The organism is Bathymodiolus thermophilus thioautotrophic gill symbiont (assembly GCF_003711265.1).
Taxonomy (GTDB): Bacteria; Pseudomonadota; Gammaproteobacteria; order PS1; family Pseudothioglobaceae; genus Thiodubiliella.
Map to the genome: position 1 here is coordinate 334,305 of NZ_CP024634.1, position 21,877 is coordinate 356,181.

10 protein-coding genes and 1 other RNA gene are annotated in these 21,877 nt (G+C 38.1%); 4 read left to right on the forward strand and 7 right to left on the reverse strand.

The window, feature by feature from the left end:
* Positions 1-19: 19 nt before the first annotated feature.
* From MS2017_RS01105 to MS2017_RS01115, 3 genes are read left to right on the forward strand one after another with little or no spacing between them, the layout of a single operon-like run.
* Positions 20-823 (forward strand): HlyC/CorC family transporter, encoded by an 804-nt coding sequence (locus MS2017_RS01105; RefSeq protein WP_237732543.1) that lies wholly within the window; start codon positions 20-22, stop codon positions 821-823.
* 4 nt (positions 824-827) lie between these two features.
* Positions 828-2,144: a metalloprotease PmbA gene (gene pmbA / locus MS2017_RS01110; protein WP_122950982.1), complete on the forward strand. Its 1,317-nt coding sequence runs from the start codon at positions 828-830 to the stop codon at positions 2,142-2,144.
* A gap of 7 nt (positions 2,145-2,151) precedes the next feature.
* Positions 2,152-3,303 carry an FAD-dependent monooxygenase gene (locus MS2017_RS01115; RefSeq protein ID WP_122950983.1) on the forward strand — a complete coding sequence of 384 codons (1,152 nt, stop codon included), beginning with the start codon at positions 2,152-2,154 and terminating at the stop codon, positions 3,301-3,303.
* Positions 3,304-3,618: 315 nt separating this feature from the next.
* On the opposite strand, the gene MS2017_RS01120 is transcribed toward MS2017_RS01115, so the two are convergent.
* Together MS2017_RS01120 and ssrS are read right to left on the reverse strand one after the other, a co-directional pair.
* Positions 3,619-4,170, reverse strand: coding sequence for a 5-formyltetrahydrofolate cyclo-ligase (locus MS2017_RS01120; protein ID WP_071564980.1), 552 nt, complete (start codon positions 4,168-4,170; stop codon positions 3,619-3,621).
* A 42-nt stretch (positions 4,171-4,212) separates the two neighbouring features.
* Positions 4,213-4,424, reverse strand: a non-coding RNA gene (gene ssrS, locus MS2017_RS01125) — 6S RNA.
* Between the two features lie 68 nt (positions 4,425-4,492).
* Between ssrS and dbpA the strand changes: the two genes are divergently transcribed.
* Positions 4,493-5,872, forward strand: a complete 1,380-nt coding sequence (gene dbpA / locus MS2017_RS01130; protein ID WP_122950984.1) for an ATP-dependent RNA helicase DbpA — start codon at positions 4,493-4,495, stop codon at positions 5,870-5,872.
* Positions 5,873-6,499: 627 nt separating this feature from the next.
* Here dbpA and MS2017_RS01135 read toward each other — a convergent pair.
* From MS2017_RS01135 to MS2017_RS01150, 5 genes are all read right to left on the reverse strand, one after another.
* Positions 6,500-8,620, reverse strand: coding sequence for a hypothetical protein (locus MS2017_RS01135; protein ID WP_122950985.1), 2,121 nt, complete (start codon positions 8,618-8,620; stop codon positions 6,500-6,502).
* Positions 8,621-8,655: 35 nt separating this feature from the next.
* On the reverse strand, positions 8,656-8,832 hold the full coding sequence (locus MS2017_RS11005) for a hypothetical protein (protein ID WP_158009289.1): 177 nt from the start codon (positions 8,830-8,832) through the stop codon (positions 8,656-8,658).
* Between the two features lie 443 nt (positions 8,833-9,275).
* Positions 9,276-10,151, reverse strand: coding sequence for a discoidin domain-containing protein (locus MS2017_RS01140; protein WP_122950986.1), 876 nt, complete (start codon positions 10,149-10,151; stop codon positions 9,276-9,278).
* Positions 10,152-10,502: 351 nt separating this feature from the next.
* Entirely contained in the window at positions 10,503-15,974 is a 5,472-nt protein-coding gene (locus MS2017_RS01145; RefSeq protein WP_122950987.1) for a galactose-binding domain-containing protein, read from the reverse strand.
* Between the two features lie 430 nt (positions 15,975-16,404).
* The gene (locus MS2017_RS01150) at positions 16,405-21,876 is read right to left on the reverse strand and encodes an FISUMP domain-containing protein (RefSeq protein WP_122950988.1); all 5,472 of its coding nucleotides are present in this window, start codon (positions 21,874-21,876) and stop codon (positions 16,405-16,407) included.
* Position 21,877 lies beyond the last annotated feature (1 nt).

Genomic DNA, 21,877 nt, shown 5'->3' on the forward strand with positions numbered 1-21,877 from the left:
AATGAAGCCTCTTTCAACAATGTCTTTTTTACAAAGATTGAAAAAACGATTTTTCCACACACCGATTAATTCAAGCGATGCATTGCTGCAAGCCTTGAAAGAGTCTGAGGAAAGTCATATTATTGATTCTCATAGCCGTAGCCTCATTGAGGGCGTGATGCAACTTGAGAATATGGAAGTGCGTGATGTCATGGTGCCAAAATCAAAAATGGTGATGATTGAACATAATACGAATACCAAAGCATTGTTGGACATTATGATTAAATCTGCACATTCTAGATTTCCAATCATTAACAGCGATAAAAATAAAATTTATGGGGTTGTTTTGGCTAAAGATTTGCTGAGTCACTTGTCTAGTGAACAAGGTAAAGAATTTAGTTTTCAAGAATACTTACGCCAAGTGGTATTAGTACCAGAAAGCAAAACTTTAGGTTCATTGATGCGAGATTTCCAACAGAAAAAATCACATATGGCAGTGGTGATGGATGAGTATGGAGAAATTGCAGGTTTGGTAACGCTAGAAGATGTATTGGAACAAATTGTGGGCGAGATTGAGGATGAACACGATTTAGAAGAAGACAATATTATTGATTTTAGCGGTGGTCGTTATTTACTCAAGGGGCATACGCCAATTGAAGAATTTAATGAATTTTTTGGCGTTAAACTGCAAGCAGAAGGTGTGGATACTATAGCTGGCTTGGTGGTTGCTGGTTTTACTTATTTGCCAGAGCAATCAAGTGAAATTGATTTACAAGGGTTTCACTTTAAAGTTTTAAAGGCGGATTCTCGAAGATTGCGCTCATTAGAAGTAATTAAGGATTAAAAATATGTCTACTTTAGAAAAAACTGCACAATTGGCCATTGAATTATTAAAAAAATATCAGGTTAGTGATTATGAAATAGTGCTTGAGTCAAGTTCTGGCGTTTCTACTGCGGTGCGATTGGGTAAAGTCGAAACTTTGCAATATCATTTGGATCAAAATTTTGAGATTAATGTATTCTTCGGCAAGAAAAAAGGGCACGCATCCAGCGTTGATGTCAGCAAAAACAGTCTTGATCAAACCATTGAATCCGCTTGTTTGATTGCAAAATACACTCAAGACGACCCCTTCAATGGCTTGGCGCCAAAGGAATTAATGGCATTTGATGCACCTGATTTAGACCTTTACCATCCTTGGGATTTGAGTGCACAACACAGTATTGATATTGCTATGGCTTGCGAAGCAGCAGCACTTGCACAGGACGAAATTAACAATTCCGAAGGTGCAGAAGTTTCCAGTTTTCAAGGAGAAAGTTTGTACGCAAATTCTAATGGTTTGATTGCCATGCAAAATAACACCAGCCATTCACTGAGTTGCTCGCTTATTGCCCAACGAGGTGATGATATGCAAACAGCATACGAATACACGACAGCCTTGGATGCAAATGAGTTGGAAGCCTCGCAGAAAATAGGTGAAAAAGCGGCAAAATTTGCACAACAAAAACTCGGTGCACGCTCAATACCTTCGCAAAAATGCCCCGTGATTTTCACTTCACGCCTATCAGGTGGATTGTTTTCACAACTTTTGGGTGCATTAGGTGGAAGCAGGCAATACAAAAAATCCACTTTTTTATTAAACAGTATTGACACACTTGTTTTGCCAAAAGACATCAGTTTGCGCGAACACCCTTTTGCCAAAAAAACACTAGGTGCTAAGGCAATTGACCGTGACGGCGTGCTTAAAAGAGCGCAATATTTCGTTGAGAATGGACGAGTCAAAAGTTTTGTAATGGGGCAATATTCTGCCAATCAATTAGGGCTGAAAACAACCGCTAATGCGGGCGGAGTCAGCAATGCTATCGTTGAATCGAATTTTGATGGCGGTTTAGATGAGATGATTAAGACCATGGGCAAAGGCTTGGTAGTAACGGAATTAATGGGGCAAGGGGTGAATGGCACAACAGGCGATTATTCTCGTGGTGCATTGGGATTTTGGGTAGAAAATGGTGAAATCCAATATCCCGTTTCTGGACTGACCATTGCTGGCAACCTCAAAGATATGCTACTTGGTATTGTGTCCGTAGGCGATGATGTGGATTACCGCAGCAACATAAAAGTTGGTTCAGTGCTGATTGAACAAATGACAATAGCAGGCGAAACTTAGCGATTTTATGAGCGATTTTGATATTATTATCGTGGGCGGTGGCATGGTTGGGCAGGCGTTTGCTTTATCAATGGCAAAACAAGATTTAACGATTGCGATTATTGAGCCAAATAATCCCAACCCCGACATACAAAAAAACTTCCATACTCGTGTGAGTGCAATCACTCCCACTTCAGAAGTATTTTTGCGTCATATTGGCGTGTGGGATTTAATTCAACGCAAGCATATATTTACCGACACCAAAGTTTGGGATGAAAATTCACACGGCAGTTTAGACTTTTCAACAGCCGATGATGATTCAGAATATCTTGGACATATTGTAGAAAATGATTGCATCCAATCCGCCATGCACAGCGCATTAAGTAGTACCAAAGTAGTATTTATCAACGCCAAACTTGACAGCATTAACAAAACTGCACAAGGTTACCAATTGCACCTAGACAACGAACAACCACTGCAATGCACCTTATTGATTGGTGCTGACGGTGCGCGTTCTCGTGTGCGAAATTTGGCAGATATTAAGTTTACTGAAACCAACTATCAGCAACAAGCCATTGTTTGTAATATCTACTCTGAAAAGGGTTTTAATAAGACAACTTGGCAACGATTTTTATCCAACAGCATTATTGCTTTATTGCCATTGAGTGAAAACGAAGCGTCCATTGTTTGGTCAGCGAAAAACCCTCTTGTCGATGAATTATTAGCACTACCACCCATAGCATTTGCCGAACGATTATCAGCAAGCGTAGAATATCGTTTCGGCCACTTTAAAATATTAAGCGACATTGCCGCATTCCCACTCATTGAACGCAGCGCTAAAGACTATGTCAAAGAAAATCTAGCCCTAATTGGCGATGCCGCTCACAATATTCACCCATTAGCGGGGCAGGGCGTTAATTTAGGTTTTTCCGATGTTAATGAATTATCGAAACAATTAAACTCAAGAAATCAATCTTTAGGAGATTATAACACCCTTCGCTCCTACGCCAGATCCAGAAGATTAGACAATGAACTTATGGCAAAAACCATGACAGGGCTAAATTGGATTTACAAAGAAAACAGCGAGCCAATGAGATGGTTACGAGGTTTCGGCATGAACTTAATTAATGAAAATCCAACCCTAAAATCTTTTCTCCAAAAACATGCCACCGGTCGTTAAAACAACAGCCCCATTCTATTTTTTTAAAATTATAGAGGCCTTGCCTCTATAAAACACAAAATAAACTCAATCTGTTGAATTTTTATTTATACCATTTTCAAAAATAGCACCCTTTTCTTTTGTTGTGCGATTATCTTGCCGAAAAGGAGAATATAGAGGCAAGGCCTCTATAAAAAATGGAAATGAAGGGTTTAGGTGTTATATTTTTTGGTTTGTAAGTCTAAATGGAGTTTGTGCTGTTGGGGGCAATTTGATGAGTTTCCATTTGTTGCTTTGTTAGAAACGACGATTCATTGTTGTTAGCAATACAATAGATTATTTGTAAATTGTTGTTGGGGTAATTATCGCATTAAGTGGCACATCCCATGTTTCGACTGCTAATTTATCTATTTTTTGACAATCAAATGCTAGGCCTATTAGTTTTGGATTGGTGTGTTTTTGATGTTTTTTAAAGGCAAGGGTGCGGTCGTAAAAGCCACCGCCCATGCCTAAGCGATTTTTTTGTTCATCAAAGCCAACGAGTGGCATAAAAATAATATCTAATTGCTCGGCATTTAATATTTCAGTGGCAGTGGGCTCATTGATACCAAATTTATTTTTTGTGAATTTTTTACCAAGTTTTGCGAATTTAAGTTTTTTATTGTCTAATATTGGTAGATAGATTTTAATGCCTTTATTTTTTAAGAAGTTTTTTATGTACTTTGGGTTTATCTCTCCATCATTTGCTAAATATAGGGCAATTTTTTGCCCATTTTGAAAATCTGATATTTGCTGTGCTTGGGGTAATAGGCGTTCGGCAAACTTCGCCTGCTCGCTTGTGGAGAGTGCATTTCTTTGATTGCGAAGTGATTGCCTGAGTGCGTTCATAAATAAACTAATGCCATTTTTAAAAATGGTATATTCTTTGAATTTGGGTCTATTATGTCGCAATTGGCAAAAACCTGAACCAGTAAGGTTCAAGGCGGAAAGTCGAGAATTACCGCAGGCTTCCCACTTCCAACACCACGCAGAAAATTTCTGAGAGTGCAAGGCGGGCTTGCTCAATAGCAATCCATCTCATATCCTATTTATTTATTTATCGGCTCAGGGGATAGAGCTAATTACAAACATAATAGACAATTACTATTATAGACTTATGTTATTGCATAGAGCGTAAAATTCAACACATTATTATTTTTTAGGGTTTGCCGTGAATTCAACTGATTTCTCTTCATTAAGTTTAAAACCTGATTTACTCAAAAATCTCAGCAGTTTGGGTTATGAATCAATGACGCCTATTCAAGCATTAAGTTTGCCTATTATTTTGTCAGGTGAAGATGTGATTGGACAAGGTAAAACGGGTTCTGGAAAAACGGCAGCCTTTGGCTTGGGTTTGTTGCAAAAACTCGATACCACATCATTTAAAGCACAATCACTGGTTTTATGTCCAACGCGTGAATTGGCAGATCAAGTGGCAAGTGAAATTCGTAAACTTGCTAGAGCCATTCATAACATTAAAGTGTTAACGCTTTGTGGTGGCACTCCTTTTGGGCCACAAATTGGCTCGTTGGAACACGGCACACACATTGTGGTCGGTACACCGGGGCGTATTGAGGAGCATTTGCGCAAAGGTACGCTTAAATTGGACAATATCAATACGCTGGTGTTGGATGAAGCAGACAGAATGTTGGATATGGGTTTCCAAGATACCATTGACCAAATTATTGAAAAAATTCCCAGTCATCGTCAAACCTTATTATTCAGCGCCACCTATCCTGATGAAATCGCCTCTATTACCGATAGAGTGATGCAAAACCCTACTGTGGTTGAAGCATCTTCTGTTGATGAAGAATCGACCATTAAGCAATATTTTCATTTAACCAATACAGATGATGAGCGTATGATAGCCCTGCGATTATTATTGGTAAAGCACAAGCCCGATTCTGCATTGGTGTTTTGTAACACCAAAAATGACACCCAAGATGTGGCGGATGAATTGGCTTATTATAAGTTTTATGCCATTTCTATTCATGGCGATTTAGATCAACGAGAACGCGACCAAGCACTTATTCGCTTTTCCAACGGCAGCGTCTCCGTATTGGTGGCAACTGATGTAGCAGCACGAGGATTGGATATTGACGATTTAGATATGGTCATCAACTTCAACATTGCCCACGACCCAGAAGTGCACACCCATCGTATTGGACGCACAGGCAGAGCAGGGAAGTACGGCATTGCCTGCACGCTTTATAGCGATAGAGAAATGCGTAAATTAGACGCTTTAGAGATTGATTTGGCAGGTTGTAACGACCCATTGCCAAGTGATAATTATTTAGACAAGCCCCTTAAAAAACCGACCATGACCACACTGAAAATTGATGGCGGTAAAAAACAAAAACTCCGTCCCGGTGATATTGTTGGTGGATTGACGGGAAAAGGTGGCATTCCAGGTGACAAAATTGGTAAGATTAATGTTGGTAGTAACTGGTCGTATGTGGCTGTTAGTTCAGAGTTAGTTAAAACAGCGTTGAAAAAAATTCAAAATGATAAACTTAAGGGTAAAACTTTTAGAGTTCGGATTTTATCTTAGGGAGACCTTTGCATAAATATAAATAATCATCAAGAATCCACTTTTCACCCACTTGGTAATTTTTTAAACCCAGCCTTAGTCCTGCCAGGACAAGGTTTAAGAAAATCACCAAGTGGGCAAAAATTGAATTTTGCTAATCATCCATATTTATGCAAAGGTCTCTTAGGGCTTAATTTAGTTTTTTGCCTGATTTCTTGTTTTCTATTTTTTTTTAATCACCTTGGTTGGCTTGTGTTTTACGCTTGATATACATTCCCAAGCAGAGTTTGGGAACTGTGAAAAAACAGTTAAACTCTATTCATTTTTACTTGATGTGGTTTTGAGGTAAAAAAATTAAGTTGAGTGTGATTTAAATTTAATCTTAGTAAAAAATTACAACAGGTTTCTTGTCATTTTATTAAAAATCAGTTTTTAGTGCCTTATTATAAGGGCTGTTTCTTGGTAAAGAACTTAATAATTAGGGTGCCTTACTCGGTCTAGTATTTTCAAAGGCTTAGACAATTATGCTTCAATGGATAGAATGCTTAAATCACCCTAAAGTGTTAATTTTTAGAAAAGTCAAATTTTTCCACACGCCATTTAAGTAAAAGGGCGACTGTAATTTTTGATTTTCGAAGTAGGTAACTTTTATTGGGTATTTTGCGCTTTGGACAAACGGTGTTTGTTGATATCTTTAACAAATAGTTCTATCAATACTTTTCTCACGCCCCCAAAAATCTCTTCAAACAATACTCTGAAGTCGTTTTTATCAAGATAAAAATTACCTTGTGCAGTTAATTGTCTAGCAAAAATGACAGGTGCATTGTCTTTTTTATCACGGCAAGTTTGAAGGGCGTCATCTACTTGCTGATGAATATCATTTAATGCTCGATCAAGTGCTGGATCTCTTGTTCCGGTATATGTCGTTATACTACACAGATAACGCGTGACTCTCTTGAGGCATTTACCTCCGCCTCCGAGTTTACTTATAGTGATGGGCGCCCATTTTGTACACTCATTTTTCCAGCATGCTGAATCTAAGGATTGTCCTTGGCTATTAATGTTATATTCTTTTCCAAACTCACTTCTTCCAGCCTCGGTCATTCTCCTGTCTACATGGGTTAGGAATCTTTTTGCATTATCGTGATAGAGTTGACAACTTTGATCATTGATGGGCTTTTTGGCTGCATAGAACTTGTTGATGGTGCTAATTTTAGTTTGGGCCAATAGGTGGTTATAAGATTTACCATAAGTATGTAGGAAATCCTTAAAGGTGGCGTTGATAGTTGTTTTGCCAGGAACATCTATTTGAACAATATGGTTTAAATTGTAGGTAGAAAAGTGACTTTTGTAATCTCGAAAGATATCGTCTAAACACTTGCTGATTTTTCGTGATTTTTTGCCTCTTAAAAAGTTGATGCTATTGTCCATGCCACAAAATTCAATGGTTTGTTGGGAGATGACACTGGGTATGGGTACACTAACTCTAAGGGGTCCTGTTCTAAGGCCTGTTGCTGTGTAATCGTAGGTAGTCGTCCAGCCTTCATCTTCAAAATTAGTGGTTGTTGTTAATTTATGAATAAGTGTTGCGATATTGTCAGAGTTAAAGATAGAGTATGCGCGATATTCTACGCCTTTATCTAAGTTAGGCGTGTTTCTCAAGGTAATAACAAAGTAGCGTGCTGCAAGTGTAAGGTTGCTGTCTGCAAGATATTCACTGGGGTCGGATATGTTACCGATAATCCAAGTATTGTCTAGCACCGTAGATTTATTCGTGAGTACATTGCCATTTAGCAACTCTATTTCGTTGCCAAAGTTATTTGTTTTTGGGGCGAGGCTGTCCAAACCGGTGATTTTAATAGAGTCTATTCTGCCGCTATCAGTTAAATTATGCCATTGATCATCTTGAGTTACAATGGTAATCATCTTGCCTGAATTATTTGATGCGTCCATAAAATCAATTAATTTTTTAAAGATTGGAGAGGCTTTAATCCATCTGCTTGCAAAGAGTTGTTTTAAATATGTTTTTAATGAATCAACATTGCGTAAATATTCTGATTGAAAAATTTTGGATAGTTTTGCATTGATATCCGGTGTGATTTTGTTGATAGCCATTGCATCTTTATCAACTAGAGTTTCTAAAGCAGGGCGCGCTCCTTCCAATACTCTTTTTTCTATATTTTCTCCTGACGCATATTCATAATAAGTCAAATGATTAAGGTTGTAGATTCTTTGCTGGGCTTTTGCGAGCGCCTTTTTAGCAAGGTTTGCTCGATCAAATCCACTGAGTATTATGCCTAAAATAGGGTTTGTCCAACCAATAAGGGCGTTTACTTTTTCCAGTGTTGTTGAGTTTGGATTGCTAAAAACATCTGCTATTTGCCATATAACTATTGCCGCCATTACGACTATGCCAATAGGTCCTAGTGCTTCCCCCAATGTTTCTGCTGTTGTAGCTGCCGCTTCTTCTACTAAAGCTTCAGTTGAATCTAATGCTTCTCCCGTTAGTTCTTCTACGCCTAGTTCTGAGTTAGCATTTAAAGTCTCAACATTTCCATTAGCAAAATCGGCATATTCTTCGTTTGTTTCTGGGAAAGTGCCTTCTTCACGAGCATTTTGATACTTTAGATTGGTTTCTTCTTGCTCTGAAAACTTATCTTGAAATTCATTTTTATTGGGTGTGCAAATGCCTGCGGAAAAAACATTGAGACTAAATGTGAGTAAAGCAACCGAAGCCAAGGTTGGAAGTTTAAAATTTGTTAATGCCATATATTGCTCTATTAAGTTAATTACAATTTATAAATCTAAAATATAAAGTTACCAAACTTCAGGTGCCTTGCTCGATAGGGGTTTTTGTATAAGCATGGATGGTTAGCAAAATTCCATATCGGTGATTTCTTTAAACTCTGTCCTAGCAAGACCAAAGTAGGGTTTAAAAATTTTCCAAGTGGGTGAAAAGTGGATTCTTGATGATTACTCATATCTATACACAGGTCTCTGATAATAGAAATTAAATTTCTCGGCTGTAATTATAACATCGTTTGTTATAATTAGGTTGGATTCGTTGGACGCCAATCCAAAAAATAGAGATTAAAAAAAATGCACAAGCCTTAGTTGGCACAATGGTTTAACCCAGAAAAACCTTTTCACCCATCAGATAAAAACTCGAGTTCAACCCAATACTATTTTTAAAAATAAACCAAATAATCTGGTGCCAATACTTGGGTGATTACAAGCCCTATTGTTCATTTTATTTTTGAAAATGGTATAAGTTCAATTGGGTGTATTTTTTTGTAGCGAATTAAGGGATGGCTGATGTTTTTTTTGACTGACTGGCAAAGGTTGTTATGGTTACACCTTTAATCAAAATAAAATATATATTACTTATTTTGGTTTTATAGTGTCGACAGAAATTCTTTTGTTTTTAATGGAAGCCTGTTAAATAAATGCTACTACCTATTACTTGCACTTCTGCTAAAGAAAGAAAATTAGTGTCTAACAATTGAATCTTAACATAACGACCTTTCACATGCTGTATGCCTAAATCAATAATCTGTTTTGGATTGGGATAAAACTTAAAGTCTTGTTGGTAAACAACGAAATTCGAATTATCAGAAATACTTACTCGATAATTAGAAAGTCTATTTTTGCAACAATCGGTTCGATTAAAGATACGAATTTGCTCAATAAATTTGGTGCCGCCTAAATTAACCATCCACCAAGCGCCTTTTTGTTTTTTGGTATGGGAAACACTTTTGTTGCTCTCAATGCCATCAGTATTGCCATCAACTGCTCTTGAAGAGGGGCTATCATTATAAGTGCTAGATTGTGCAGTATTCTTATTAAAGGCTAGATTTCCCAACAGGGTAATCGTTAAATCAAAGATACCATATCCGGGAGTTGCTTGACTGCTGGCGATAGTTGAGCGCTCATCATCAATCGACAAATTTCGGTTTTGACATTCTGAGAGGGAGCAATAACGGGCTGCGGTTGCTACTATTTGAGAATCGCTGTTTATTTTAAAAAATACACCTTTTTTATGTTGACCCGCATCAACTTGAGCTAAGAATGAATTTTCACCTAACTTTGTTGCAATAAAACTAGGTGATTTGGTGCCCATTGAACTGCCACCAAGTTTGCCGGTTATTCTAGTAACCACATTTTTGTTTTGTGCCAAATCAACATCGGGAATAGTAATTGCTTGAGAGGTTACAAAGCCTGAGATAAAACGAGTGGTAGCGTGTGTTGATAAAGCAACAAAAGTAACGCTTATCAACAAAACACGAAAAAAAACAGTCATAAGTTTCTTGTAATAAAATTGGGTTGCGCACCATTATAACCTAACCAATGTTGGGCTAAGGCTATTTATATGCTTGGGTGATATTTTCCGTACTTGCAGTCAATGAGACCTTTGCATAAATAAAACAAACAATTTGCCAATCATTCATATTTATGCAAAGGTCTCCCAAGGTCAATTTTCACTTATTTATAAAAAATTACTGAATAAAATTTGCACTTTATTCGATATTTATGCCTAATACTTGGGTGATTATAGGCGCCCTATTGTTCATTTTATTTTTGAAAATGGTTAGCCTTAAAACACGACTTTATTGCTTTTATAAATCTGCTAAAACCTTGCTTATTGGTGTGATTATTTCTTTGCTGGTATCATGTCGGAGCCCATTATTTGCACTTCTGCTAAAGAAAGGTAATTGTCGTCTAATAATTGAATTCTAACATAGCCACCTTGTACACTTGGAAGGCTTAAATTAATCATTTGTTTTGGATTGGGGAATACATGAAAATCTTGTTGGTAAGTAGTGGTTGCAAAGCCAGCATTGTTAGAAATACTTACTCGATAGTTAGAAAGTCTATCTTTGCAACAATCGGTTCGGCCAAAGATACGAATGGATTTAATAAGTTTAATTCCATCTAAATTAACCTGCCACCAAGCGCCTTTTTGTTTTTTGGTATGGGAAACACTTTTGTTGTTTGAGATGCCATCGGTATTGCCATCAACTGCTTTCGAAGCAACATAATTATCAAGAGTGCTGGATTGCTCAACGGCTTTTCTAAAGGCTAAGTTAGTCAATGAAGCAATCTTTAAATCAAAAATTCCATAGCCAATAACTGTTCGATTGGTGGCTATATTTGTGTAATTGTCAGAGGTAGCCACATTACGATTTCGACAGTCTGTAAGTTCACAATAATGAGCCCCAGTTACCCTTATTTTGCCATTGCTGTCTATGGTAAAGAAGACGCCTTTTTTATGCCTACTTGTGGTAATTTGGGCTAAAAATGAATTATTACCTAACTTTATCGCAGTAAAGTCATATGAGTTAATACCCATCGAACCGCCACCAAGTTTACCTGTTATTTGGGTAAGCTCGCTTATCGGTGAATGGGCAATAAGTTGAGTGGTAACAAAGCCTGGAATGGAAGAAATACGAGAATCAGAATGGGTTAAAACGAGATCAAAGATACCGTAGCCATCGCTATCGTTAGTAGTGGCTACAAACTGAAAATTATCAGTTAAAGCCACATTACGATTTCGACAGCGTGAGAGAGGGCAATAGCGAGATTGGGTTACTTTTACCTTGTTGTCCTCTATTTCAAAAAACACACCTTTTTTATGCCCACTTGTCGTGGTTTGGGCTAAGAATGAATTTTCGCTTAACTTTATTGCAGTAAAGTTAACGGGATTACCTATTGCACGACCTCCTAATTTGCCCGTTATATAAGAAATTTTTTCAATAGCAGTAGGGTTGCTAGTTACAAAGCCTGGGATAGAATGTGTGGTAGGGCTAACAACAGCAGGTACTATTGATAAGATTAGATCGAAGATGCCGTATCCATCAGATTTTTGACTGCCAGCTATGACTTGGTGGGAATCAGTTAAAGCCACATTACGATTTGAACATTCTGTGAGGGAACAATAACGAGCAGCAGTCGTTACTATTGTGCCATTACTGCGTGTTTCAAAGAAGACACCTTTTTTATGCGCCCCTGTAATAGTTTGAGCCAAAAATGAATTTTCACCTAACTTTATTGCAGTAAAATTAATAAATTCATCTGGACTACCTATTGAATTGCCACCAAGTTTGCCTGTTACTTTAGAAACAATATAGTTTATATTTATATTAGGAATAACAACAGGTTGCTCACCTACAAAGCTTGGGATAAAGCGATTTTTAGTGTTTACAGTAGCGTGTTCTGTTAACAAAATAAGATCAAAGATGCCATACCCGTAAGCGTTCTTATTATTGGCAATATGCACTTGATGGTCAGTTAAAGCCACATTGCGATTTTGACATTCTGTAAGAAGACAATAGCGGGCTGCAGTTATGACTAGGTCGCTATTGTTGTTTATTGCAAAAAACACGCCTTTTTTATATTTGTCCGTTACAATTTGCGCTAAAAATGAATTGTAGTCTAATTTTATTGCAGTGAAATCAACTGGCGCGCTTGCTGTGGCGCCACTAAACTTACCTGTTATGTGGGTAACCATATTGTTTTTATTGATCAAATGGCTATTGGGAATGGCAATAGGTTGCGAACTTGCAAAGCTTGGAAAAAAGTGTTCGTTGGCATTAATACGGGTTGTTGATAGAATAAGATCAGAAATGCCATACCCAGAAGTTGTTTTACTACTGGCAATATTCATTTGATAGTCGGCTAAAGTTACTATGCGGTTTCGACAGTTTGCGAGAAAGCAATAACGGGCTGCAATGGTCATTACTCTATTGTCACTTATCATAAAAAAGACGCCTTTTTTATACTTATCCGTCACAGTTTGCGCCAAAAATAAATTATAGTCTAACTTTATTGCAGTGAAATCAACTGGGATGCCTATTGAACTGCCACTAAGCATACCTGTTACATGCGTAACTATATTGGTTTTACTTATCAAATAACCCTTAGGAATGGCAACAGATCGGATGCTTACAAAGCCTGAGACAAAGTGTTCGTTGGCATTAATATGCGTTGTTAATATAGCAAGGTCAAAGATGCCGTATCCGTTAGATGCTCGACTAGTGGATATGCTTAAGGAGGGATCGGTTAGAGCTAGGTTACGATTTTGACATTTTATGAGAGGGCAATAACGGGCTTCAGTTACCATTATATTGCCATTATCTATTTTAAAAAAGACACCTTTTTTGTGAGTATCAGTAATAATTTGAGCCAGAAATGAATTCTCGCCCAAATCTATGGCAGTGAAATTATCTATTGAGGAACTGGAAAATTTACCTGTTATCTGGGTTACTATATTACTTGCATTTATCGAAGGATTATTTGGAATAGCGGTAGGTTGAGTGGTTATAAAGCCTGAAACAAGGTATTCATTGGGGGCGATATGTGTTGTTGATAAAGTAAGATCAAAGATACCATACCCATCAACTGCCTGGCTATCGGCTATGGTTATAGGGGCATCAGTTAAAGACAGATTGCGTTTTTGACACACTGTGAGGACGCAACGACGGGCGGCAGTTACCATTATTTTGGTATTGTCATATATTTCAAAGAAGATGCCTTTCTTATAACCATCGCTGATGGTTTCAGCTAAAAATGAATTGTTACCCAATCCTATGGCAGTAAAATCAACTGGAGCGCCTATTGAAATGCCACCAAGCTTGCCTGTTATACGAGTAATTACATTACTGGTATCAATTAAATAGAATTGAGGGATGCTAACAGGTTGTGTGGTGATAAAGCCTGGAATAAAATGACTGTTAGGGCCAACATGATTGGTTGACAATTCAAGATCAAAAATACCGTATCCATCAGCTGGTTGACTACCAGCTATCACTATAGAAGAATCGGCGGCGGTTAAATTACGCTCTCGACAGGTGGAACAATAACGAGCAGAGGTTGCTACTATTTTAGAATTATTATTGATTTTAAAAAATACGCCTTTTTTATATTGACCTATGTCGATTTGAGCCAAGAATGAATTGTCGCCTAATTCTATTGCCGTAAAACTATACGAATTGGCACCTATGGATCCACCGCCAAGTCTGCCTGTTATCTGCATAATTTTTCTGTTTACATTTATTGAGTTAGGGTTAGGAATAGTAATAGGTTGCGTAGTGACAAACCCCCGAACCAAGCGAGTGTCATAATTTTGATTGGCGTAAGTTGTTGATAAGATGAGATCAAAAATACCGTACCCACTAACCGTTTGACTACTAGTTACGGCTACACGATGGTCGGTTAAGGATAAGTTGCGTTCTTGACATTCTGTGAGGGGGCAATAGCGAGCTTGTGTTACCTTTATGCGATTGCCCTCCATTTCAAAAAATACGCCTTTTTTATACTTATTTGTCGTGGTTTGAGCCAAGAATGAATGGTTGCCTAATTTTATTGCAGTAAAGTCGATTGGGGTGCCTATTGAGGCACCACCAAGCTTGCCAGTTATTTGTGTAATGGTATTATTTGTATTTAACAAATTGAGATTAGGAATAGTAACAAGTTGTGTCGTTATAAAATCTGGAACAAAATAACTTGTTGACAAAATAAGATCAAAGATGCCATAGTCACCTACTGTTTGACTACTGGCTACAGTTGCATGCGTGTCAGTTAAAGCCACATTGCGATTTGGACAATTTGTGAGAAAGCAATAACGAGAGGCGGTTGCCTTTATTTGACCACCCTCTATTTTAAAAAATACGCCCTTTTTACGGATATCTGTCGTGGTTTGAGCCAGAAATGAATTGTTACCTAATTTTATTGCAGTAAAATTATGCGAATTAGCTTCCATCAAATTGCCACTAAATTTTCCCGTTATTTTCGTCACTACGTTATTTGCGTTGAGTAAATGGGCATTAGGAATGGCAACCGGTTGCGTGGTTACAAAACCTGGGATAAAGTGCTCGTTAGGGTTAAAGCGAGTTGTTGATAAAATCAGATCAAAGATGCCATAGTCACCTACGGTTTGACTGCTGGCTACAGTTACATGAATATCAGTTAAAGCCACATTGCGATTTTGACAATCTACGAGAGGGCAATAACGGGCTTCGGTGGCTCTTATCTGATCACCTTCTATTTTAAAAAACACACCTTTTTTATGTTCACTTGTGGTGATCTGAGCCAAGAATGAATTGTTACCTAATTCTATTGCAGAAAAATTAGGTGAATTAATGTCCACTATCTTGCTGCCACCAAACCTGCCTGTTATTTTCGTAATTAGGTTATTTGCGTTTAGTAAATGGGCGTTAGGAATGGTAACCGATTGTGTGGTTAAAAAACCAGGGACAAAATGACTACCAGGATTAAAGCGAGTGGTTGATAAAACAAGATCAAAGATACCATAAGCACCCACGGTTTGACTACTGGCTACAATTACATGAGTGTCAGTTAAAGCTACATTGCGGTTTTGGCAATCTGAGAGCGCACAATAGCGAGCGTCAGTTGCCATTATGTGATCACCCTCTATTTTAAAAAAAACACCTTTTTTATGTCCACTTGTGGTGATTTGAGCCAAGAATAAATTGTCGGCTAATTTTATGGCAGTAAAATCAGGCGAATGTTCACCTGCCCAGTTGCCACCAAACCTACCTGTTATTTTTGTAACTACATTATTTGCGTTTAGTAAATAGGCGTTAGGAATGGCAACAGGTTGTGTGGCTATAAAGCCTGGGATAAAATGATCGTCAGAACGAACATAGGTTATTGATAAAGTAAGATCGAGAATGCCGTATGCACCTATTCTGTGACTCCTAGCTATAGTCACATGAGTATCGGTTAAAGCTACATTACGGTTTTGGCAATTTGAGAGCACACAATAACGGGCTTCGGTTGCTTTTATATGATCACCCTCTATTTTAAAAAAAACACCTTTTTTATGGGCACTTGTGGTAATTTGAGCCAAGAATGAATTGTTGGCTAATTTTATTGCAGTAAAATTAGGTGAATCAGTACTGATCCAACTGCCTCCAAGTTTGCCTGTTATTTTCGTAACTACAATGTTTGTATTTATTAAATGAATATTAGGGATGGCAATTGGTTGAGAAGCCACAAAACCTGGAATAAAACGAGTAATAGAGGCGTGTGCTGATAAAGTAGTGAGAACAATACCTGCGAGTAAAATGCGAGAAAAGCCCTTTCTCAGAGAGAAAATATTCATAAATATATTGTTAATATTAGATTGCTGATTATTATAACCCCAACCAAGATTGGATTGAGAACATTTGCACAGCCATTGGCAGTGTAAATATTTTTAGAAAAAAAATTGCCCAATCCAAGATTCAATTTTTTTAAAAAAAGTAAGAATTGCTAACTTTTTCTGTTTTTGTTAATTATCACAAAAAAAACCTATCATTTTAGGGGGGGCAATACCATTTTCAAAAAGAAACTAAGCAATCTGGCACTCATCCCAAGTATTAAGCCATATTTATGCAAAGGCCTCATATTATTCATTTTATTTTTGAAAATGGTATAACTAAAAAAAACCTTGTGCGATTAATAAAGGTTTTTCTGCGACGCTTGGAATGACAAAGCAAGGGGTGTAAAAGAAATATTGTCTATTTTTTTGATTAGGAAAAATAGACAGGTATTTAGTTTTCATCCTTTATGCAGCGTACACTAAGCTGATAATTGCCCGTATCGGTTCCGCTATAAATTTTAGATGATGTGCTTTTTAACGATCTAAATATAGCCAAGGAAGGGGTCTCAGCACTACGACTAGAAGTCCAAAAATAGGTTTCTTTGCCTTTAAGCGCATGTATAGAACCCTCTTTTTCTCTATTACCAGCCATAAGTGCATTAAACCCAGTGTAACCCATTTTCTTAAGTTGGTAACCTTGATTATTGCCACGCCACGCCCATCGCATATCTCGCTCATCTTTACTCATATGCAAATACGCCTCCAAGACTTTCCAATCATTATTCGTTGGGATATGCCAGCCTATTGCACAAACGCCTTGTGCACCTTCAGTTTTAGAGCCGTTCATGGCGTCTTCCCAGCGATACAATCCATAATTAAGGCCATAATAAGAGGTTGCCTTGTAATCTACATTTTCAGCTGTCCATGTTTGGTTGCCAATTTCAACAGTTGAATATTGGTAATAGTTTATTTTCATTGGTTTTGGGTTATTTTTTATGCAGCGTACACTAAAAGCATGCGCATCCGAATTAAGGGTGCCTTGATAAATTCGAGACAATGAGCTTTTTAACGACTTAAATGAATTATTCTCAGAGGAAGTCCAGAAAAAGGCCTCTTTATCTTTAAGCGTAGAATGTCCACCATCGCTATTATCTTCAACCCTACCAGCCATAATCGTATCAAATCCACTGCCACCCCATAATTTAAGTTGAGTACCTTCTTGATTAGTGCCACGCCACGCCCATCGCCTGCCTTGTTCGGCTCTATCCATGCCCAAGTGCATCTCTAAGATTTTCCAATCATTGTCTGTTGGAATATGCCAGCCTGCCGCACAAATTCCTTGATTGCCTGAAAAACTGTTTGACCCTCTCAAGGCAGCAGATTGAGAGTAATATTTACCATAAAGAATATCATTGCTTGCCTGATTATTATAAGAATATACGCCATGTTTATAGTTGTTAGTGCCATGACGCATATTTTCAGTTGTCCATATTTGAGCGCCAATTTTAATGGTTTTGTATTTAATGCCAGAAACTTCCATTGGGGCTCTGTGATATTTCACATCTTTATATTTTAAATCTTGTATGCAACGCACACTCAAACCCATGCTTCGGAAAGCACTTTCAAAGGTAGCCTTTTTATCTGTAAAACTTAAATTTCGTGTCTTGAAGCCAGAAGAGGTTCTATTCCAGTAAAAACCAGAGATACCGACACCCAGCACTAATGAAAGATCCGATACATGCGGACTTTTATAGCTGCGCTTACCTGCCTTAGGTAACCTTAAGAAATTTTCAAAAACAGTTGAGTTAGCATCTACTTTCTCGTCCTTTAATTCTTGTTCCCTAGGCACAGAAAAACCTATTGGACAAATGCTATTAATGCCCCCATAACCCCAAGCTTCGTTGCGTAATTCGCCCGAGTCATCTGCACTCGTCCAGTCGTCATATTTGACAAAGAATATCTTGGAGTCTGCTACAATTGAGTTTCTACCTAGATGATAATTCCAAGGAGAATGAAGTTTGCGTATTTGATGCCCATCCGCAGCACGCCCAAACTGGTAAAAATCACCAAAGCAATCTCTATCTGTGCTAGTCCTGCAAACCCTAGAAGCGCCTAAGTTTCTGTCTAACCATACTCTGCCAGTTTTGGGGGAAACAATAGAATTATAGGCCATACCCTTAAAATAGTATTCTGCAACAGTAACCGTTACCGCATCAAAAACAGTTGGATTGTCATTGGCACGAACAAAAATTGATACCCTCCCATGAGCCTTAGCGGTTACAAGCCCTGTATTATCAACGGTTGCTAGATTCACATTTGATGATGACCATGAAACACCATTATCGCTAGCATTACTAGGGCTAATAATAGTATTTAACCGAATGCTACCGCCGATCTTTAATGCAACCTTAGAGGCTTTTATTTGAATATTAGCGGTCAATATTGGGATGGGACTTACTGTAATGCGCACCCAGACTGTATCAGCACCAAAAGCATTACTAGCCGTGATGCGATAGCGTATTGCAGACATTTCTTCACTTGGTGCACCTGAAATTGTACCTGTTTTTTTGTCAAAAGAAAAACCGGCTCTTAATTCAGGGATAATTTCCCACTGAGTTGCCATGCGACCGAGATTGGTAAATGTAATAGGTGCAATAGCCACGCCAACAGTCGCATTCAAACTATTGACGCTGGGGCTAATGAAAGGTGAGAGGTTTTTAATACAACGAACACCTAAGCCTGTGGCGCGTGTATGAGAGGAAAACGCATAAGTGTCATCATTGTTAACAACAAGATTTTTAGACAACCCGCTTGATTCAACTATATCTCGAGTCCAGTAATTACCTTGAGTTCCTACGAATTGCAATTGACCTGCTTTGTTACGCAAGCCATTTAGAGGTAATTTTAAGTTTGAAATATTCAACGCTGCGTGCGGACTGTCGTTAACTTCGGCCTTTAATTCCTCTAATGTTGGCAAACTAAAGTTAGTTGGGCAAATATTGGTGTTGCTATTCATCCATGCAAGTTGCCGACTTTTGCCTGAATCATCAACCCCCGGTGCAGTCCAATCATCGGAGTTAATGATGAATTTTCCATCGGTAGGTGTGATGCTTGTTGCCCTAGTGTCGGTTAAAGTGGGCGCTGAACCCCTTGATTGATGTCCATCAGGTCCTCTTCCCCATTGATATAAATCACCATAACAAGCAGTATCTGTAACAGAAGTACAGGCCTGAGAAGTGCCTAAATTCCTGTCTAACCAAACCCTGCCTGTTTTGCCAGAAGTAATTTTTGAATAATGCTCACCGTTATGCTCAACTGTGCCTTCTTGCTCAGCAATAGAAACGGCAAATGTGCCAAAAGTGGCACTGCGATCAGCCGTAGTTGCGATTATCATAACATTGCCCGAACTAAGTGCAGTCAATTTTCCTGTTTTATCAATGGTTGCTTTGCCTGCTTCTCCAGCAATAAACCAAATAAGTTCTTTATTGCTTGCATAACTAGGGTTAATAATTGCATTAAACTGGACGCTATCGCCAACATTGACAATACTTTCACCTGTGATCTGAACACTGTTAATCATTATTGAACCATCAGTAACAGTAATGGCAATAGGAGAGACTGCTTGTGAATCATCAACAGTTTTAACAAGATAATTAGTTGCCCCTTTAACAGCTAAAGGCGTGCCCGACATAATCCCTGTTGCTGTGTCAAACGCCAAGCCATTATCAAGTGCTGGGCTAATAGACCAGTTTTTAGATACTGATGTTGCTGTGTCGCCAAATGCAAGCGGAGTCATTGGTTTTCCAACCTTGAGCATTAATTTTTTAGGGGTGTTATTAGAGATGCTGGCGTCATTGCTATCTTTAACACAACGCACAAGACTACCCATTGATTTTGCCCCAATACCGCGCCATATCATTTTAGAAGCATTCGGTGTATTTAGAAACATAGATTGACGAGGAAAAGGCATTGGAATGCTTATTGAAGAATTGGAATCAGCATTTTTAATATAAAAGATTTTCTGAAAAGCAGGATTCTCTTCATATTCTGTGACTGTTTCTTTGGGATCCAAAAAGTGTTGAGAGATGAATACTGCTATTTGCTCACCTTCAAAATTTTTATTAACTAAGTAGCCATTATTGAGGGCGGGCGGTGAAAATGCTTTAATATTGATATTGTCAAGCGAATACTCTTCACCCAAATCAATTTCTAATGTGCCATTAGAGGATACTGTGAGTCCACCGCCTGGCCAATCATTCCTAAGCCTATCTGAATTATTAGTACGCTTAAAACCAAGGCCTGTCTGTAGCGAACCATCCGTCACAGAAGTTCTTGCGTATTTCTCCATGTCTGAATTATATCTTCTACTAACACCGATAAACCCATAATTAATATACATATATGAGCCATTGAATCTTGTCCACTGATTAAGGGCAACATTGGTGCCATCTACCATTGCTTCAACTTCAGAAAACGACCACCTTTTGTATGATGAAGCACTTTGTTTAAGTACGATATAACGCACAAGGTTAACTGATTTACCTATGTAACGACTAACATAATGAATATCATTGGTAGCGACGCTGGTAGAGCTAATAAACCCAACGCCATAACCTTGGCTTTGGGTTCTGTCACTTGCATTGTATCCAGACAAGTGAGCATTAAAGCCACTAGAGCCATTTGCCAAAAGTTGGGCACCTTGATCCGTGCCACGATACTCGCCATCTTTATCTTGCATGGCGACTGTCATTCCCAGAAAGGCTTCTAATGTTTTCCAATCTTGGTCTGTTGGAACACGCCAGCCCGGTGCACAAATTCCTTGTGCACCTTCTGCAGTTTCTCCATTCATAGCGGCGTTCCAATCATAATATTTGAATTCATCGCCATTTTTGTGCAAGTCACTCCGAAAGCCAGCGCCAACCTTACTTGGGAAATGGCGCATATCTTCAGTAGTCCATACTTGAGTGCCAAATTTTTTGGTTGGATAATTAATAAAACCAATGCTCATTACCTCGTTAACAGGGTCAACATAATTCAAATTATTATCAGATCCATTACCTGAGTTACCATTGTCAGAGCCATTAGATCCACTATCTGAACTGCCATTACTAGAGCCACTACCTGAACTGCCATCGTTAGAGTTGCCACCTGAACTACCATTGCCAGAGCCACCACCTGAATTACCATCGTCAGAATTGCTATTGGCATCTGCTCCAAATGCAGTAACAGATGCAAAACCAATAAAAGATTCCGCCTTTTCTTCAGTGGCTATTTTTCTAATAAGTGTGCCAGTGAACTGATGGCCAATATATTTACCATTCAGAATAACCTCAGAAAAAGTAATGCTGCCTTTGTGTTCATTAAATTGCATATTGGTGCCATAATCCCAAGTGAGCTTGCGATCTTTGAATATTGCGCCAAAAACAGCCTTGCCATCTATGTGGAAAGAAACGCCGTCTATGTTATTAAATCTAGTTTTAACATGCTTATCTATAATCAAGTCTAATTTTTTACCAGTGCCATTATTGCTTATTAGATTCGTCCGATAGTCTCCAGTCCAAAAAATCAAATGTTTGGTTTTTAGTGCTTCAATTGCATAAATAACTTCTTTGTAAGTACAAAGATTACAATTATTGGCAGTTAAAAAATCATCCATAATTTTGAAATCATCTTGGATTCTTATTGATTCTTCAAGGGTTTTTAACCATTTTATATATAAATGAGAGTCTTTAAAAAGCCTTGTTACAAACTTATTTACTTCTAAGTTATTTACCACTATATGGCTCGTTTCTGCAATATTTTCACTCTTGCCAATTGCTGAAAAATCCACATTTGACGCAGAAGAATCGGTCTGATTAGCGGATAAATTCACATTAAGGGAAAAGACCAGTAAACTGGTTATCAGCAATTTAATTATTTGCATT

Coding starts and splice junctions, on each gene's coding strand:
- MS2017_RS01135 (WP_122950985.1), bottom strand. CDS start 8,620: ATGGCATTAACAAATTTTAAACTTCCAACCTTGGCTTCGGTTGCTTTA.
- MS2017_RS01105 (WP_237732543.1), top strand. CDS start 20: ATGTCTTTTTTACAAAGATTGAAAAAACGATTTTTCCACACACCGATT.
- MS2017_RS01145 (WP_122950987.1), bottom strand. CDS start 15,974: ATGAATATTTTCTCTCTGAGAAAGGGCTTTTCTCGCATTTTACTCGCA.
- pmbA (WP_122950982.1), top strand. CDS start 828: ATGTCTACTTTAGAAAAAACTGCACAATTGGCCATTGAATTATTAAAA.
- MS2017_RS01120 (WP_071564980.1), bottom strand. CDS start 4,170: ATGAACGCACTCAGGCAATCACTTCGCAATCAAAGAAATGCACTCTCC.
- MS2017_RS01115 (WP_122950983.1), top strand. CDS start 2,152: ATGAGCGATTTTGATATTATTATCGTGGGCGGTGGCATGGTTGGGCAG.
- MS2017_RS01140 (WP_122950986.1), bottom strand. CDS start 10,151: ATGACTGTTTTTTTTCGTGTTTTGTTGATAAGCGTTACTTTTGTTGCT.
- MS2017_RS01150 (WP_122950988.1), bottom strand. CDS start 21,876: ATGCAAATAATTAAATTGCTGATAACCAGTTTACTGGTCTTTTCCCTT.
- MS2017_RS11005 (WP_158009289.1), bottom strand. CDS start 8,832: ATGAGTAATCATCAAGAATCCACTTTTCACCCACTTGGAAAATTTTTA.